This window comes from Mycobacterium sp. NGS24, from assembly GCF_059813065.1.
The window spans coordinates 80,873-98,576 of sequence record NZ_JCALDW010000018.1 but is presented as its reverse complement, the minus strand read 5'-3'; the positions used below and the strand labels follow the sequence as shown (position 1 = coordinate 98,576).

At 69.2% G+C, this 17,704-nt stretch carries 14 protein-coding genes; 2 read left to right on the top strand and 12 right to left on the bottom strand.

Features of this window, described 5'->3' with window-relative positions:
- Positions 1-6 precede the first annotated feature (6 nt).
- From AC5Y6Y_RS20450 to log, 5 genes are all read right to left on the bottom strand, one after another.
- Positions 7-369 (bottom strand): DivIVA domain-containing protein, encoded by a 363-nt coding sequence (locus tag AC5Y6Y_RS20450; protein WP_499930190.1) that lies wholly within the window; start codon positions 367-369, stop codon positions 7-9.
- Between the two features lie 44 nt (positions 370-413).
- Positions 414-1,358, bottom strand: a complete 945-nt coding sequence (locus AC5Y6Y_RS20445; protein ID WP_463826717.1) for a glucosyl-3-phosphoglycerate synthase — start codon at positions 1,356-1,358, stop codon at positions 414-416.
- On the bottom strand, positions 1,355-2,230 hold the full coding sequence (gene folP / locus AC5Y6Y_RS20440; RefSeq protein WP_499930189.1) for a dihydropteroate synthase: 876 nt from the start codon (positions 2,228-2,230) through the stop codon (positions 1,355-1,357). The genes AC5Y6Y_RS20445 and folP overlap by 4 nt, the downstream gene beginning before the upstream one ends.
- Positions 2,231-2,327: 97 nt before the next feature.
- A complete protein-coding gene (gene fadD6 / locus AC5Y6Y_RS20435; RefSeq protein WP_463826719.1) occupies positions 2,328-4,103 on the bottom strand; it encodes a long-chain-acyl-CoA synthetase FadD6 in 1,776 nt (591 codons plus the stop codon).
- A 66-nt stretch (positions 4,104-4,169) separates the two neighbouring features.
- Positions 4,170-4,766: a cytokinin riboside 5'-monophosphate phosphoribohydrolase gene (gene log, locus AC5Y6Y_RS20430; protein ID WP_499930188.1), complete on the bottom strand. Its 597-nt coding sequence runs from the start codon at positions 4,764-4,766 to the stop codon at positions 4,170-4,172.
- Positions 4,767-4,777: 11 nt separating this feature from the next.
- Here log and AC5Y6Y_RS20425 point away from each other — a divergent pair, with 11 nt between their 5' ends.
- Positions 4,778-6,889, top strand: coding sequence for an AAA family ATPase (locus AC5Y6Y_RS20425; protein ID WP_499930187.1), 2,112 nt, complete (start codon positions 4,778-4,780; stop codon positions 6,887-6,889).
- A 71-nt stretch (positions 6,890-6,960) separates the two neighbouring features.
- Here the strand turns inward: AC5Y6Y_RS20425 and dapE are convergent, their stop codons facing one another.
- On the bottom strand, positions 6,961-8,025 hold the full coding sequence (dapE, locus tag AC5Y6Y_RS20420; protein WP_499926838.1) for a succinyl-diaminopimelate desuccinylase: 1,065 nt from the start codon (positions 8,023-8,025) through the stop codon (positions 6,961-6,963).
- Between the two features lie 86 nt (positions 8,026-8,111).
- Between dapE and dapD the strand changes: the two genes are divergently transcribed.
- Positions 8,112-9,065, top strand: coding sequence for a 2,3,4,5-tetrahydropyridine-2,6-dicarboxylate N-succinyltransferase (gene dapD / locus AC5Y6Y_RS20415; RefSeq protein ID WP_499926895.1), 954 nt, complete (start codon positions 8,112-8,114; stop codon positions 9,063-9,065).
- Here dapD and AC5Y6Y_RS20410 read toward each other — a convergent pair.
- The 6 genes from AC5Y6Y_RS20410 to AC5Y6Y_RS20385 form a co-directional block, all read right to left on the bottom strand.
- On the bottom strand, positions 9,062-10,321 hold the full coding sequence (locus AC5Y6Y_RS20410) for an MFS transporter (RefSeq protein ID WP_499926893.1): 1,260 nt from the start codon (positions 10,319-10,321) through the stop codon (positions 9,062-9,064). The genes dapD and AC5Y6Y_RS20410 overlap by 4 nt on opposite strands.
- Before the next feature lie 157 nt (positions 10,322-10,478).
- Positions 10,479-11,882, bottom strand: coding sequence for an acyl-CoA synthetase (locus tag AC5Y6Y_RS20405; protein WP_499930186.1), 1,404 nt, complete (start codon positions 11,880-11,882; stop codon positions 10,479-10,481).
- Positions 11,883-11,900: 18 nt separating this feature from the next.
- The gene (locus tag AC5Y6Y_RS20400) at positions 11,901-12,809 is read right to left on the bottom strand and encodes an alpha/beta fold hydrolase (RefSeq protein ID WP_463826723.1); all 909 of its coding nucleotides are present in this window, start codon (positions 12,807-12,809) and stop codon (positions 11,901-11,903) included.
- 45 nt (positions 12,810-12,854) lie between these two features.
- Positions 12,855-13,952 (bottom strand): GGDEF domain-containing protein, encoded by a 1,098-nt coding sequence (locus tag AC5Y6Y_RS20395; RefSeq protein WP_463826724.1) that lies wholly within the window; start codon positions 13,950-13,952, stop codon positions 12,855-12,857.
- 54 nt (positions 13,953-14,006) lie between these two features.
- Entirely contained in the window at positions 14,007-16,232 is a 2,226-nt protein-coding gene (locus AC5Y6Y_RS20390) for a CaiB/BaiF CoA transferase family protein (protein ID WP_499930185.1), read from the bottom strand.
- A complete protein-coding gene (locus AC5Y6Y_RS20385; RefSeq protein ID WP_499930184.1) occupies positions 16,229-17,689 on the bottom strand; it encodes an aldehyde dehydrogenase family protein in 1,461 nt (486 codons plus the stop codon). Before AC5Y6Y_RS20385 ends, AC5Y6Y_RS20390 begins: the two co-directional genes overlap by 4 nt.
- Positions 17,690-17,704: the final 15 nt, after the last annotated feature.

The following is a 17,704-nucleotide window of genomic DNA, read 5'->3' as shown; positions in this document are numbered from 1 at the left end:
GGCGGGTCACGTCGGCCCGGAACGATCCGACCCGACGGCGTCCACGTCGGTCAGGTCGACCACCCCGGCCCCGGCCTCGGCGCTGGAGGCCTGCAGGGCGGCGACCTGAGCGCGCAAGGTGTCCAGTTCCCGGCCGAGGCGCTCCAGCACCCAGTCCACCTCGCTGGTCTTGTAACCGCGCAGCACCTGGGTGAATTTGACCGCATCGACGTCGGCGCCGGTGACACCGAACGCCGGCAGGACGGTCGCTGTGGTGGCCCGCGGCAGGGGCGGCAATGGCTCGCCGCGGCCGAACAGCAGGCTTGCCGCGCCGAACAACACGATCGCCACCAGGATCAGGACCACCAGGTAGAGCAACACCAACGCCACGGGACTGATCTTGCCCTATGACCTGACCCGGGACCGACAGCCGTTCAGCGCGGCCGGAACACGTTCATCGGCGGCCGATCGGCCAGCGACACCGGCCAGGTGTGTTGGGTGTAGCCGTCCCCGACCGGGAAGAACTGCGTCAGGCCGACGCCGGAGTCGGGAATCCCGCACCGCGACAGCAGGGTGGCGATCACCTGACGGCTCATCGCGCCCAACTCCTCGATCGGACGGTTGCGGTGCTGCCGTACACCCAGGTTGACCTGCGCGATCGCGTCCAGGCCCAGCCGGTCGAAGGTGTCCACCAGCAGGCCGATCTCCACGCCGTAACCCGGGGCGAACGGCAGCGCGGTGAGGAGCTCACGGCTGGCCGCGTATTCCCCACCCAGTGGTTGCAGCACGCAGCCCAGCTCGGGCCGCAGTGCGGCGAGCAGCGGTCGGGCCACGAGTTCGGTGACGCGCCCGCCGCCGGTGGCATTGCCGCCGGTCAGCGGTCGCCGGTAGAAGCCCTTGACCAGTGCGATGTCCTGGCCGGTGAGCAGCGGGCCGACCAGGTACGGCACGAACATCGGGTGCGGGTTGACCAGGTCGGAATCGATGAACACCACGATGTCGCCGCTGGTGGCGGCCAGCGAGCGCCACAGCGCCTCCCCTTTGCCGGGGCGGGCGGGCAGCTCGGGCAGCGCCTGCTCGCGGCTGACCACGCGGGCGCCGGCGGCGATGGCGCGGATCTCGGTGTCGTCGGTGGACCCCGAATCCAGCACGATCAGCTCGTCGACCAACCCGTCGACCAGCGGGGAGATGCTATCGATCACCGATCCGATGGAGTCTTCTTCGTTGAGGGCCGGCAGCACCACCGAGATCGTCCGCCCGGCCTTGGCGGCAACCAGCTCGCCGACCGTCCAGCGCGGCAGGTTCCAGCTGCGGTCGGCCAGCCAGGCGTCCCCGGGTTGCGCCGAGAGCCGGGCCAGGTCCAGCTCGGAAGCCGTCATGCCAGTCCTCTCACGGTGCGCGTCGGCGCGCGCGTCCCCTGGATGGAGGCCACCATCTCCAGTACCCGCCGGGTGGCCGCGACCTGGTGCACCCGGAACATGCGCGCTCCGGCGGCCGCCGCGAGCGCGGTAGCCGCCAGCGTGCCCTCGAGCCGTTCGGTCACGTCCACACCCAGAGTCTCCCCGACGAAGTCCTTGTTGCTCAACGCCATCAGCACCGGCCACCCGGTCTCGACGAGTTCGGCCACGTGCCGCAACAGGATCAGGCCGTGGAACGTGTTCTTGCCGAAATCGTGGGTGGGGTCGATCAGCACCCGGTCACGGGCCACTCCGACCGCAACGGCCCGCTCAGCGGCGGCGGTGACCTGGCGAATCACGTCGTCCACCACCCCGCGGGTAGTCGTACCGTAACTCACCCGGAAGGGTCGCGTCCTGGGCAGCGCACCGCCGGTGTGCGAGCACACCAGGCCGACGCCGAATTCGGCGGCCACCTCGGGCAGGCCCGCGTCGCTGCCCGCCCAGGTGTCGTTGATGATGTCCGCGCCGGCCGCACACGCCAGCCGGGCCACCTCGGGGCGCCAGGTGTCGACGCTGATCAGCTGGTCGGGATAGGCGCCGCGCAGCCATTCGACGAACGGCACCAGTCGGGCGATCTCGGTGTCGGCGTCGACGATCTCCCCCGGTCCGGCCTTGACCCCGCCGACATCGATGACGTCGGCACCCTCGGTGATCGCCCGGTGCACGGCGTCGCGGGCAGCCTCCTCGGCGAAGGTCGCGCCCTGGTCGAAGAACGAGTCCGGGGTGCGGTTGACGATCGCCATGATCAGCGCGCGATCAGCCGCGACGGGGCGACCGCAGAAGGTTGACGACACGACTCCATGGTGCCCGGTCACCGGCGTTGACTCTGCGCTCAGGGCGCGGTCTACTCGCACTTCCCCGCCCCAGACGCAGAGTCGCCGGGGGTGCGGGTCAGCCCTGCGGGCGCTTCCCCGCCGCAACCTCGCCCGGGTAGTCCTCGTAGTACTCGACATAACCCTCTTTGCGCCCGGCCAGCACGTACAGCGGGTCCTCGATATCGGAGCCGTAGGCCTGTTTGCGTAGTTCCACCTTGCGGCTCTTGAACGTGGTGGTGTGCTCCAGCGACTCCACCAACCGCACGAACAACGGCAACGCATAGGCCGGCAACTTGTCATACACCGCCCCGGCCAACGATTTCCCGTCGAAATCCTTGCCGTCGCGCAGCTTGACCGCGGCCATCCCGGCACGCCCGCCGGTATCGGGCACCTCGACGCCGAAGACAGTGCACTCCTCGACGTTCTTGTCCGACGCCACCGCCGCCTCGACCTGTGTGGTCGCCACGTTCTCGCCTTTCCAGCGGAACGTGTCGCCCAGCCGGTCGACGAACGCCGCGTGGAACATGCCCTGCGGCCGCATCACGTCGCCGGTGTTGAAGTACGTGTCGCCCTCTTTGAACGCGTTGCGCACCAGCTTCTTCTCGGTGGCTTCCTTGTCGGTGTAGCCGTCGAACGGCTGCAGCCGGTTGACCGGGCTGAGCAGCAACCCGGGCTCGCCGGCGGGCACCCGACGCACCCGCCCGTTGTCGTCGCGCACCGGCTCGCCGGTGTCCGGGTCGTATTCGACGTAGGCCAGCGGCATCGGCGAAATACCGGTGGTGCGGGGCATATTGAAGAAGTTGATGAACGCGGTGGTTCCTTCGCTGGCGGCGTAGAACTCACACACCCGCTCGATGCCGAAGCGCTTGGTGAATTCGTCCCAGATGTCCGGGCGCAGCCCGTTGCCGGCGATGACGCGGACCTTGTGCTGGCGGTCGGTGGGCTTTTCCGGCTGGTTGAGCAGGTAGCGGCACACCTCGCCGATGTAGATGAACGCGGTGGCGTCGTAGGCGATCACCTCGTCCCAGAAGCGGGACGCCGAGAACGACTTGCCCAGCGCCAGGGTCGCCCCCGAGTTGATCACCGACGACACCGCGACCGTCAGCGCGTTGTTGTGGTAGAGCGGCAGGCAGCTGTACAGAGTGTCGGAGGCCTTCAACCGCAACCCCAGCCCGCCGAACGCGCCGAGGGCCTTGAGCCACCGGTAATGCGTCATCACGCTGGCCTTCGGGTAGCCGGTGGTGCCCGAAGTGAAGATGTAGAACGCGGTGTCGCGGGCCCGCACCGACGACGCCGCGGCCGGGTTGGTCGCGGGCGCGGTGGTGGCGAAGCGCTCCAGGTCTTCGATGGTCAGCACCTCACCGGCCGAACCGCCGGACTCACTGACCGCACTGACCAGGTCGGATTCGGCAATGAGCACCTTGGCGTCGAGCAGGCCCAGGCTGTGCGACAGCACGTCGCCGCGCTGGTGGTAGTTGAGCATGCCGGCGACCGCGCCCAACTTCACCACCGCCAGCATCGTGAGCACCGCGTTGGGCGAGTTGCGCAGCATCACACCGACCACATCACCCGGGCCCACACCTCGCGCGGCCAGCACGGCGGCGTAGCGGTTGGCGGTCGCGTTGGCCTCGCGGTAGGTCAACTGCTGATCGCCGAACTTCAGGAAAACCCGGTCGGCGTAGCGGGCCGCGCGCTCCTGGAACACCGCGCCGATCGAGGTCTTCGAACTCGGCCGCGGCAGCAGGCCGGTCTTCACCGCGCGCAGGATCGAGGGCGTGTCGGCCACCAGAGCGGGCAGCCGAAGAGCGATATCGGTCAGTTTGACTCGTGTGTGTGACTCGTGCTCGGCCACGTGGTCCCTCGATTCCCTAGCAAGCCCGCTGATACCCAATACATACAGCCCGGCCCGGCCGGGCTGTCACGCTGGTGCGCACGCCTGCAGCGCATCGCCGACCTTATCGACCACCACCAGCCGGTCGACCGCTGCCTGCGAGATGTAACCGCTGTCGAGCAAACCGAAGATCCAGGCGCGCACCCCGTCGTAATGCCCCCACGGGTCCAGGATCACGATGGGCTTGTCGTGCACCCCCAGATATCCCTCGGTCCACGCGCTCAGCAATTCGTCCAGGGTGCCGACACCGCCGGGCAGCGCGATGAACGCATCTGCCCGTTGCTCCATCACCTGCTTCCGTTCGCTGAGGGTGTCGGTGACAATCAGCTCGTCGGCCTGCTGGTCGGCCAGTTCACGGTCCAGCAGCATGGTCGGGATCACCCCGACGGTCCAGCCGCCGGCGGCCCGCGCCGCGGCGGCCACCGCGCCCATCGCCGACACGTGGCCGCCGCCCCACACCAGCGTCCAGCCCTGCTGCGCTATCCCCTGACCCAGCGCGGCGGCGAGTTCGAGCAACTCCGGGTGCGTCGGCGTGGCAGCGCAGTAGACGGCCACCGCCCGCCGGCCGCCGTCGCTGTTGTCTGAGGGCACCACCGCAACGTAGACCAACTGCGCAGTTGCCATAAAGTCGAACAGTGCCGATCCGCTGGAACGTCCCGCAACACACCGAGGCGCTGGAGCGGCTGCACGGCGCGTTGCGGGAATCCGGGGGCGGGATCGTGGTCGGACCCGACGGCGTCGGCAAGTCGACGCTGGCCCGACTGGCCGCCGAACGCTGCTGCGCCGAGCACCCGAACACCGTCACCCGCTGGGTCATCGGGACCCCCACCGAGCAGGTGGTGCCCTTCGGCGCCTTCGGACATCTGATCGAATTCGCCGACATCGGGAAACCGGCCGCACTGTTGCGGGCCGCCCGGACGTCGCTGACCCGGGCCGCCCAGGAGAGCGATCTGCTGCTCGTCGTCGACGAGGCCCACGACCTGGACATCCTGTCGGCGACCCTGGTCTACCAGCTCGCCCGCGCCGGCACCGCCCGGATGATCGTCACCGCGCGGGCGGACGCGGCACCGGCCGCCATCGCCGCGTTGTGGACGGACGGCCTGCTGGACCGCATCGACATCGCTCCGCCGGGTGGGCTGACCACCGCGGCGGAGGTCGACGAATTCCTCGCCGAGCTGCCGGCGCCGGCCCGTTCGGTGCTGGACTACCTGGCCCTGGTCGAGCCGCTGACGTTGGCCGATCTCGCCGTGCTGGCCGGCGAGGGCGCGGTCGAGGAGGCAACGGACCTCGGCGCCGCCGAGACCCGGGTACGCAATGACGACGAGCCGGTCGCCTACATCGCCCATCCGCTGTTCGGCGAGCGCGTCCGGGCGACCTCGGGTGGCGACGTGCTGCGACGACGGCGCACCGAGCTGGTCGAGTTGCTCTCCGGACACCCGTGCGAGCACCCCAGCGACCGGTTGCGGCTGGCGTCGCTGGCGCTGGACTGCGACGCGTTGCAGCCGGTCGCCGAGGTGGTCGCCGCCGCGCAAGAGGCGCTGCGGCTCGGCGATCTGTGGCTTGCCGAACGGTTGGCGCGCGCCGCGCTGGACCGATCGGGCGGGCTGGATGCCCGGCTGGTGCTGGGCCAGGCACTGGCCTGGCAGGGACGCGGCCGTGACGCGGGCCAGGTGCTGGCGGCGGTTCAGCCTGCCGACTTGTCCGAAGCCGATCTGATGGCCTGGGCGGTGCCGCGGGCGGCCAACCAGTTCTGGATGTTGGGCGAGCCGGAGAAGGCCACCGCGTTCCTGCAGACGACCCGCAATCGGGTGACCGAGCCGGCCGCCCAGAATGTGCTGGACGGGCTGACCGCCACCTTCGCCATGAACTCGGGAAATCTGCAGCGTGCCCTCGCCGTGGCCACCGACGTGCTGGCCGCGCCGTCGGCCGGCGACATGGCGGTGGCGTGGGCCGCCAGTGCCGCCGCGTTGTCGTCGGCGCGGATGGGACGCTTCGCCGATGTCGGGGCCCTGGTCGACAAGGCAACGGCAGCAGAGCATCCCGGACTGCTGCGGTTCACCGCGGGACTGGCACAGATCACCTCGCTGCTGATGGCGGGTGAGGTCGCGCAGGCGCAGACCCTGGCTCAGCAGTTCACCGACTTCGCCGAACTGCAGCAACCGGGCCGGGCCATCGGTGAGGTGCTGATCGCCCTGGTGCTGAACGTCCGAGGTGAATTCGGTGCTGCCGCAAAGCTGTTGGAGCCCGCCGCCGCCGAGCTGGAACGTTCGGGCTACTCCTGGGGTCCGCTGTCGCTGATCTTGTTGACCACCGCCATCGCGCGCCGGGGCGACATCCCGGGGTCGGCGAAAGCGTTGCGGCGCGCGGAGAACCGGCACGGGACCAAGTCGGCGTTGTTCGCCCCCGAACTCGGTCAGGCGCGCGCGTGGACCAGGGCGACGGCGCGCGACCGGATGGGTGCGACGTCGGCGGCGCGCGACGCCGCCCGGATGGCCGAACGCGCCGGGCAGTCGGCGGTGGCGCTGCTCGCCTGGCATGACGCCGTCCGGCTCGGCGATGTCCGGGCCGTCGAGCCGGTCACCCGGCTCGCCACTGAAATCGACTGCAAGGTAGGCGAAATCGTCGTCCGCCATGCGAGCGCACTGGCCGGCCGGGACACCGCCGGCCTGCGAGCGGTGGCCGACGAATTCGCCGCGATCGGGATGGGCGCGGCAGCGGCCGACGCCGCGGCTCAGGCGCAGGGCTGAGGCCGCTGCTCAGCGCGCAACGACGCGGACCGGGCCGTCGAGTCCGCGGCAGCGAGGTGCGCCACAGCCTGCTACCGGCTCAGGTAGCGGCGCAGCATCTCCACTGACGCCGCGATGTTGGCGACGGGCACCCGCTCGTCACGCTTGTGTGCCAGATTGGGATCGCCGGGCCCGTAGTTGACCGCCGGAATGCCCAGTGCCGCAAAGCGGGACACGTCGGTCCACCCGTACTTGGCCCGGACCTGTCCCCCTGCGGCCTCGACCAGAGACTTCGCCGCGGGATGCGTCAGGCCCGGAAGGGCGCCCGCCGCGGAGTCGGTCAGATCGATCTCGACGTCCAGCCCGTCCAGCACCTCGTGCACGTGGTGTAAAGCCGCTTCGGGCGAGCGGTCCGGGGCGAACCGGAAATTGATCGTGACCGCCGCCGCGTCCGGGATCACATTGCCGGCGACGCCGCCGTCGATACGCACCGCCGACAGGCCCTCGCGGTAGCCGCACCCGTCGATGTCCACGCTGCGCGCCCGATAGCCGGCTAACCGGTCCAGCACCGCACCGAGTTTGTGAATTGCGTTGTCGCCCAGCCACGATCGGGCCGAGTGCGCCCGGGTACCGGTGGCGCGGACCACCACCCGCAGGGTGCCCTGGCAGCCTGCCTCGATCCAGCCGTCGGTGGGCTCACCCAGGATGGCCACGTCGGCGGACAGCCACTCCGGCAACTCGCGCTGGATGCGGCCCAATCCGTTGGCCGCCGACTCGATTTCCTCACAGTCGTACATCACCAGGGTCAGGTCGTGCACCGGGTCGGCGAGGGTGGCCGCCAGATGCAGAAAAACCGCATCCCCGGCTTTCATGTCGGCGGTGCCGCAACCGTGCAGCTGGCCGTCCACCAGCCGGCTGGGCAGATTGTCGGCGACCGGAACGGTGTCCAGATGCCCGGCCAGCAACACCCGCGTCGGACGGCCCAGCGCCGTGCGCGCCAGTACCGCGTTGCCGCTGCGGACGATCTCGAAGCGGGGCGCCTGGGCACGCAGGGCCGCCTCCACCTCGGCGGCGATGCGCGCCTCGTCGCGCGATTCACTGGGAATGTCCACCAACGCCGCGGTCAGCGCCACCGGGTCGCCGCACAAGTCCAACACGGCACCAAGTATGCCGAGCAGTCGCAAAAGCCCCTATTTTGACCGGCAAATGGGTGCTTTTGTGTCTGCTCGCGCGGGAAAGTAACCTGACCGCCGTGACTGGAGCTGCAGGCATCGGCCTGGCGACGCTGGCATCCGACGGATCTGTCCTGGACACGTGGTTCCCCGCACCGGAACTGACCGAGTCCGGCGACAGCGCCACCTCCCGGTTGGCCCTTTCCGACGTGCCCGCCGAACTGGCCGCGCTGGTCGGACGCGACGACGACCGCCGTACCGAGACCATCGCCGTGCGCACTGTGCTCGGGTCGCTGGACGATCAGGCCGCCGACGCGTACGACGCCTACCTGCGGCTGCATCTGCTGTCGCACCGCTTGGTAGCGCCGCACGGGCTGAACGCCGGCGGCTTGTTCGCAGTATTGACCAACGTGGTCTGGACGAACCGCGGCCCCTGCGCCGTCGAGGGTTTCGAGGCGGTGCGGGCGCGGTTGCGCCGGCACGGGCCGGTGACGGTCTACGGCGTCGACAAGTTCCCCCGCATGGTGGACTATGTGCTGCCCACCGGGGTGCGGATCGCCGACGCCGACCGGGTGCGCCTGGGTGCGCACCTGGCGCCGGGCACCACGGTGATGCACGAGGGTTTCGTCAACTTCAACGCCGGCACCCTGGGCGCATCGATGGTGGAGGGCCGCATTTCGGCGGGTGTCGTGGTGGGTGACGGCTCGGACGTCGGCGGCGGCGCTTCGATCATGGGCACCCTGTCCGGCGGCGGCGAGCAGGTGATCTCGATCGGCAAACGCTGCCTGCTGGGCGCCAACGCGGGCCTGGGCATCTCGTTGGGCGACGACTGCGTGGTGGAGGCGGGGCTGTATGTCACCGCCGGCACCAAGGTCAACACCCCCGACGGCAGCACACTCAAGGCAGCCGAGCTGTCCGGCGGCAACAACCTGCTGTTCCGACGCAACTCGCTGAGCGGCGCGGTCGAGGTGGTGCCGCGCGGTGGCCAGGGCATCGCGCTCAACGCGGACCTGCACGCCAACTAACGCGCGTCGAGTTCGGTCCCGCTGGTTTCCGGCAGTCGGTAGACCGAAATCAGGCTCAGTCCCGCCAGCGTCAGCAACAGGTACGCGATGCCGGCCGCGCCATAGGCTGCCAGCAGCCAGCCCGCGACCAGCGGTGGCACCGCACCGCCGGCGATACCCGCCAGATTGATGGACAGCGCCGTCGCGGTGTAGCGGTAGCGGGTGGCGAACAGTTCGGGGACGAAGGACGCAATCGGTCCGAAACAGCTCGCGGACACGGCGTACATGCCCAGAATCGCCACCGCGAACAGGACCGGGTCACGCGAATCGATCAGCGGCATCACCGCCACCGCCCAGGGCAGTGCCGCGGCCCAGCTGACCAGCAGCACGCGGCGCCGCCCGAACCGGTCGCACAGGGTGGCCGTGAGTGCGGCGAACACCAGGCAGGTCAGCCCGCCCAGCACCCCGACGGCCAGGATCAGGTTGCGGGAATACCCCAGTTGGGTATGCGCGTAGCTGGGCAGGTACGCACTGGCGAGATAGGTGAAGGCGAAGCACCCCAGCACGCTGCCGCCGGCCAGCATCACCTCGGCGCGTTGCAGTCGCAGCACCTCGGTCAGCGGGGCCACGGCCGCGTGGGTTCGCTGACCGGCGAACACCGGCGTCTCGCCGACGTTCAGGCGCACGTAGAGCGCGATGGTGATCAGCACCGCGCTCAGCAGGAACGGAATCCGCCACCCCCATTGCAGGAATGCGTGGCTGCCTTCGCCGATGGTGGCGTTGACACCCAGGAACGTCAGGCTGGTCAGCACCAGCGCGATGCCGCCGCCGAGCACGGTGAACATTCCGTAGAACCCGCGCCGATCGACCGGCGCGGATTCGGCGCTCAGCAACGCCGACCCGGCCCATTCGCCGCCGACGGCGAACCCCTGCAGCACCCGCAGCACGATCAGGATCAGCGGGGCCGCCAGGCCGACGGTCGCCGTGCTGGGCACCAGACCCACCGTCACGGTGGACAGCGCCATGATCAGCAGGGTGGCGACCAGGGTTCGCTTACGGCCCAACCGGTCCCCGAAATGTCCGAAGACGGCCGCGCCGAGCGGTCGGGACAGGAACGCGGTGGCAAAGGTGCCCATTGAGGCGACAGTGGCCATCGTCGGACCCAGGTGCGGGTAGAACACCGTGGGAAACACCAGGGCTGCTGCGGTGCCGTAGATGAAGAAGTCGTAGTACTCGACGGCCGAGCCCACCAAACAGGACAGGGCCACCGCTCGCATCGGGCTGGACGCGGGAGCTGCGGCTTCAAGCGTGGTTGGCGGCACCCTGAAAACGGTAGCGGCCCGCAGGTGCGCGTTTGCCTGGGAAGTGCTGGCAGGATGCTGCGAGCCGGTGCGCTGCAGCCACCACCGCCGAAGTGGCCTCCGTGCTGTTCCGTCAGCCCTGGTCGATCAACTGCTTTTTGAGCACCTTGCCCAGCGCGTTGCGGGGCAGCGAGTCCACGATCCGCACTTCGCGAGGTCGCTTGTGCGCTGACAGTTGTTGGGCGACATGGTCTATCAGCTCGGCAGGATCGGCCTGGCCTACCACGTAGGCCACGATCCGCTGGCCCAGATCCGCGTCGGGCAGGCCGACCACCGCCACCTCGGCCACGTCGGCGTGTCCGAGCAGCACGGTCTCGATCTCGCCTGCCCCGATGCGGTAACCGCCCGACTTGATCAGGTCGACCGACTCCCGGCCCACGATCCGGTGCATGCCGCCGTCGTCGACGACGGCGACGTCGCCGGTGCGGTACCAGCCGTCCGCGGTGAATGCCTCAGCGGTGGCCTCGGGGCGGTTGAGGTACCCGTCGAACAGGGTGGCGCCCCGAACCTGAAGTTTGCCAACGGTTTCCCCGTCGTGCGGAACGGGATCGCCGTGGTCGTCGACCATCCGGGTCTGCACGCCGGTCAACGGCCACCCGACCCAACCGGGGCGCCGTTCCCCGTCGGCCCGGGTGGACACGGTGATCAACGATTCGGAGGCACCGTAGCGTTCGATGGGCCGGTGCCCGGTCAACGCCTCCAGGCGTTCGAACACCGGCACCGGCAGCGCCGCACTGCCGGACACCAAAAGTCGTGCTGCTCTTAGCGATTCGGCTGCCGCAGGCTCGGCCGCCAGCCGCGACCAGACCGTCGGCACCCCGAAGTACAGCGACCCGCCCGCGGCCGCGTACCCGTCCGGCGTCGGTTTTCCGGTGTGCACGAACCGATTCCCGACCCGCAGCGAGCCGAGCAATCCGAGTACCAGACCGTGGATGTGGTACAGCGGCAGGCCGTGCACCAGCACGTCGTCGGGTGTCCACTGCCAGGCTTCGGCCAGCGCATCCAGATCCGCCGCGACGGCCCGCCTGCTCACCTGCACGCCTTTGGGCAAACCCGTTGTGCCCGAGGTGTATACCACCATCGCCAGCGCATCCGGTGCCGGTTCGGCGTACCGGTGCCAGGACCGCGCATGCAGGCGGACCGGAACGTGTTGCAGGCCATCGGGATCGTCCGGCACCGGACCCAGCCAGGCCTGGGCGCCGGAGTCGGTGAGCATGTGCCGGCGCTCGGCCACGCCGACGTCGGCGGGCACCGGCACCACCGGCACGCCGGCGATGAGGCAGCCGACGATCGCCAGGACCGTGGACGCCGTCGGAACGGCCAGTACCGCGACCATCCGCGCGCCCGCCACCCGCTCGGCGACCGATGTCGCGCCGCCGACCAGGTCGCTGCGGCTGAGCCGGAAGCCGTCGATGCTGACCGCGTCGGGGATGTCGTCGGCGGTGGCGACCGCAGGATTCAGCGAGGTCAGCAGCACGTGAGCGAGGCTACCGGGTCAGCCACGCTCGTCCCAGATCTTCATCAGGGTGGACAGGATCTCCTCGCCGCGGCCCAGGCCGGCGAGGTGGCTCTCCTCGGGCAGGTGGAACAGTTCGGCGTCGGGCAGCCGGGCGACCATGTGCTCGCCGTGCGAGAACGGGATGATGTGGTCGTGGTCGCCGTGCCACCATTTGACCGGTACCTGCACCTCGTCGAGGTGGAATCCCCAGTCCCGCGCAAACAGCATCACGTCGTTGAAGGGCGCCGCCAGCTGCCGGCGGCTGCCGTTGAGCAGGTCGTCGAGGAACATCGCCTTGAATTCGGGACGGGTCAGCAGGTGCCGATCGGCCTCAGGCGAAAGCAGCGCGTAGATGTCGAGCGCGGTCGAGGCGACCGGCCGGATCCCCTGGATCAGCATGCTGGCGCCGATCCGCAGCGGGTTGCCACCGAACTTCAGCAGTGGTGCGACCCGCACGCCCAGTGTCATCGCGCCGCCGCTGATGCCGTCGGGACCCTGCGTCGGCGCCACGCCGCCGAGCACCCCGACCGCGACCACCCGGTCAGCCAGCCGCGCGCCACATGCCAGCGAATAGGGTCCGCCCCCGGACAATCCGACGACTGCCATGTGCTCGATGCCCAAGGTGTCGGCGATGGCGCGCAAGTCGCCGGCGAACTCCGAGATGGCTTCGTAGCGGTGCGGCGTCGAGGAGCCGATGCCGGGCCGGTCGATACCGATCAGGCGGATGTCGTGGTGTTCGGCGTAGATGCGGGCTTCGGTCGGGATCTGGCGCCGGGCACCCGGAGTGCCGTGCAGCCAGAACACCGCGCGCCCCTGCGGGGCCCCGAACTCGGCGAAACCGATCTGCCGGTTGTCGCCGACGGCGATGTTCCCCTCGAGTTTCGGACGGTCGATCGCGACGGCCATGCCGAACACCTTTCTATCGGATACGTTAACGCATTGGAAATCTTATCAGTGCAGCTCAGACGACTCGCGCCGGTCCACCTCGGTCCGGTTCCCGCCGGCTCGCTTGGCCCGGTACATCGCCGAATCCGCACTGTCGATGAGACGGTGCACCACATTCTGCACGGTCGCCGACGAGCAGACGCCGGTCGCTATACCGATGCTCACGGTGAAACCGGGGGCTGTCGCATCCGCGGCGAGCGCGGCATGTATCCGACCGGCCACCGCGCGTCCGGCGCTGGAGTCACCGCGCAGCACGATCACGAACTCCTCGCCGCCGATCCGCGCGGCGGCCGTATCCAACGATGCATCGGCGACACCGGCGCGGATGCACTCGGCGATGGTGGTGAGCACCCGGTCCCCGACTTCGTGCCCATGGGTGTCGTTGATCGCCTTGAATCGGTCGACATCCACCGTCAGCACCGTCACCGGTGTCACCGTCGCACCCACCAGGCCGTCCAGACTGTTCTCCAGGCCGCGGCGATTGTTCAGCCGGGTCAACGGATCGTGAAGCGCCGCAACGGCACCGGTGCGCAGCGTCAGCAGATACGCCTGCATCACGACGGGAAATCCCAAGACGATCGGCACGACTATCAGCAGGTTGATGGTGGTGACGTTGCCGGGAAACAGATGCTGGCGCAACGATTCGGCGTAGCACCAGCCGATCGACCCCGCCGAGAACATCAGATGCGCTGTCAGCGCCCGCGGCCCGTGCAGGACAACGATGTAGAAGCCGTTGATGGCCAGCACCGTCAAGCCGGGCATGGCCAGGAACGTCTGACTCACGTTGACGACGGTGCCGAGGATGCACAGATTGGAAACAAGGATGAACAGCGCCGAAACCCGCTCGGAGGGGAACGGTCCGAACGCCCACCCGATGCCTGATACCGCCGCCACCGCGACGATGAAATAGCTGACTTCGGGGATCTTCAGGTAGGGGTAGACGGCGGTGAGGATGCTGATGCCGGCGTAGAACACCATCAGGATTCCCATGAACACCTGGTGTAGCCGCAGCAATCCGCGGTTGCGCAGCTGCTGCACCGTCCAGTCGAAACCCGACGGCTGGTTCCACCAGCCGACCACGAAGTCTCTGAACGCCCTGCGCACCGGCCCGACGCCCCCTCTCTGTCCAGGGCAGTCTAGGACGGCATCGGCCCGGCGCTAGGCGTTCAGCACCCGTTCGCCGATGATCCGCTGGTCGCGCAGTTCGGCCAGTGCGTCGTCGGAAAGCCCGAGCGCACGCAGGATTTCGTCGTTGTGCTGACCGAGGGTGGGCGGGGCGGTGCGGTGGTGCCGACCGGGCCCGGGTGTGATCCGGAACGGCCAGCCCGGAAAGCGGCGCGGTCCGGTGACGGGATGCTCGAACCGTTCGTAGAAATCCCGGGCGGCGAGCTGAGCGAACTCGTACATCTGGTCGCCGGTGACCACCTGCTCGGCCGGAATGCCCTGTGCGCGAAGCTGTTCGACGATGACCTGTGCTCGCTGAGTACGGGTCCAGGCGGCGACCAGTTCGTCGAACACATCGTGGTTCAGGGACGGGTCGTCGGGCAGCGACAGCGCCACCCACGTCCCGTCCTGGGTCGGGTAGACCCCTTGCAGGTGACCGCGCCGCCGATTGCCGGCACGGGGGCACACCACACCATTGCGCGAGTACTCGATCACCGGTTCGGCGGTCACGCAGGCGGCGACCTCGATCTGGGCGACCTCGATCAGCTGGCCCTGTCCGGTGCGGCGCCGGTGTTCCAGCGCGGCCAGCAAGGCGACCCCGGCGTGCACGCCGACGATCGGATCGGCCGGACCCTGCAGGTTGCACGGCGGCCCGTCGGGGTAGCCGGTCACCGCCGTCATCCCCGACGTCTGCTCGATGTTCAGCGCCCAGCCGACGTAGTCGCGCCACGGCCCGTCCAGTCCGAAGCCGGGCATGCGGACCGCGATCACATCCGGGTTGAGCGCCACCAGCGACTGGTAGTCCAGGCCGATTTGCTCGACCACGCGCGGGGAGAAGTTCTCCACCACGACGTCGGCCTGCGCGGCCAGCCGGTGCGCGATGTCGCGCCCGCGCCGGGTGTTCAGATCCAGGGTGAGGTCGCGCTTGTTGAGGTTGGTGGCCTGCCACAGTGCGCTGCGCTCGTACCAGTCCTCACCCTCGAAGGGATAGGCACCGGAATAGCGGTGGCCGTCGGGACGCTGGATGGACTCGATCTTGACGATGTCGGCGCCGAACGCACCCAGATAACAGGTGAGGTAGGCGCCGGCCCAGAAGGTACTCAGATCTAGCACGCGCAGTCCCTGGAAAGGGGATTCCGGCGGCGGGGGCGGCACAGTGGCGCAGTGCGGCGGGGCAGCATCACCGGCGCCCATCCGAAAGGGCGGACCGGGGCGGCGAAATCCGTTGCCCTCGATGAAGAATCCGCGCTCGGCGTACTGCGGCGAATCCAGGATGGTGGCGCCGTCGTTGACCGGGGCCGCCGGGATCCGCATCGCCTGGCTCAGTTCGACGAGTTCGGCCACCGTCTGCGCGGCGAGCAACGGCGCTGCCTTGGCGAAGAACTCGGCACGCTCCGGGCCGCCCAGCATGATGGCGATCTGGTGCTCACCGAACTCCGGCAGTCCCAGCATCGCGCACACGTCGAGCCAGTGCTGCCCGGTCAGACAGTTGATACCGACCCACCCGTCGGCTGCGCGCACCACACCAAGCATCGGTGCCGCCCGGACATTCGGTTCCAGCCCAAGGCTTTTCATCCGCTCGGCCATCAGCATCGGATACGGCAGGGTGGACAGCAGCGACTCGAACTCCGAGACGTCGACCTGCCGGAAGCCCGTCGATCGCAACGCGGTCAATGCGGCCATCCCACCGTAGACACCGGCGACGTATTCCGAGATCCGGGCACCGGCCTGCACCGGCGGGCGCTGCGGATCCCGGGTGCTGATCCAACCGGACACCGCCTGCATGGTCAGCGGGGTGGCGATGCGGTCACGCCACGGCCCGGTCTGTCCGAAGGGAGAGATGCTCAGCAACACCAGGTTCGGGTTGATCCGCGCCAGCGTGACGGTGTCCAGGCCCCAGCCCGCCAGCGTGCCGGGTGCGTGGTTCTCCACGAGTACGTGGGTCCGCGCGATCAGGCCTTCGGCGGTCGCCCGGTCACCTGGCTGAGCGAAATCCAGTGTGATGCACTGCTTTCCGGCATTGAGATATTCGAACAGACCACTATGCTGCGGGTCGGGTATCCCGCTGGGGAAAGGCCCCCACCGGCGCAACGGATCACCGTCCGGAGGTTCGATCTTGACGACCTCGGCACCGAGGTCGGCGAGCAACTTGGCGGCGTACGGTCCGGCGATCTCGGTGGCGATTTCGACCACGTGCAGCCCCGACAGGGGCCCGGTCACGCGGGCACGCCGATGGCCATCGACTCCATGTACTGGTGCACCCCGCCGATCCCGCCGCCTTCCCGGCCCAGCCCGCTCAACTTGAATCCACCGAACGGCGCCGCGCCGGCACCACAACCGTTGACCGCTACCTGTCCGGTCCGGATCCGGCGGGCGACGCCCACCGCCCGCTCCACGTCACCGCTCCACACCGCGCCGGAAAGGCCGTAGCGCGAGTTGTTCGCGATCGCGACCGCATCGTCGTCGTCGCGGTAGCGCACCACGCTCAGCACCGGCCCGAACACTTCCTCCTGGGCGATCACCGAATCCGGCTCGACCTCGGTCAGGATCGTCGGCTCGAAGTAGAACCCGACGTCCAAGCCGGCCGGCCGGCCGCCCCCCGTCGCCAACCGGGCTCCGCCGTCCAGCGCGCCGGCCACGTGGGCCGCCACCCGGTCGCGTTGCGCGTCGCTGATCAGCGGGCCCATCTGCACCGCGGCGTCGGTCGGGTCACCCACTTCGACCTCGCGGGCCAGTGCCACCAACCGGTCCACGACGTCGTCGTGCAAGGCATCGGGCAGCAGCAGCCTGCTCTGCAGAATGCAGGCCTGCCCGGCGTGCAGCGAGCAACAGTCGAACAGCAGCTGCTGCAACATCTCGTCGGTGACCTCGGTGTCGTCCAGGAGGATGCACGCCGACTTGCCCCCCAGTTCCAGCAGAATCCGTTTGAGGGTGTCGCCCGCGGCCGCCATCACCTGGCGCCCGACCACCGAGCTGCCGGTGAAGCTGACCATGTCGATCCGCGGATCGGTGGTGAGCAGCTTCGCCGCGTCGACGCCGGACGGGGTGACGACGTTGACCACCCCGGGCGGGATGTCGGTGTGCTCGTCGATGAGCCGGGCCAGCGCCAGCCCGGCCAGCGGGGTCAGCGGCGAAGGCTTGAGGACGACGGTGTCGCCGGCGGCCAACGCGTGGTTGAGCTTCATCACGTTGAGGCAGTGCGGGAAGTTCCACGGCGTCAGGATCGACACCACACCCAGCGGCTGGTGCCGGAGCAGCGTGGTCCCGGCACCGATCCCGGTCACAGCGTCGTCGGCCAACTGGGTGGCCAGCTGGGCGGCGTGGATGGACATGAACGCCGCCCCGTCGACTTGCATCAGCCGCTCGTTCTGGATGCAGCCCCACTCCTGCTGAGACAGCGCGAAGAAGTCGTCGGCGTGCTTGAGCAGCGCCTCCCCGAGTTGGGTGAGGCACCTCGCCCGGTCTTCGGGTGTCGAACCGGCCCAGGGGCCGTCGTCGAATGCGCGCCGTGCCGCGCCGATCGCATCGCCGACCTGGCCGGTGCTCGCGTCGGGTGCGGTGGCGATGACCTGCTCGGTGGCCGGCGAGATGTCGTCGTAGCGACCGTTCTCCGGTTCGACCCAACGCCCGTCGATGTAGAGCTGGTAGCTGTCCACGAGCGCCGGTAACACAGCCATCTGCTTCCTCACCCC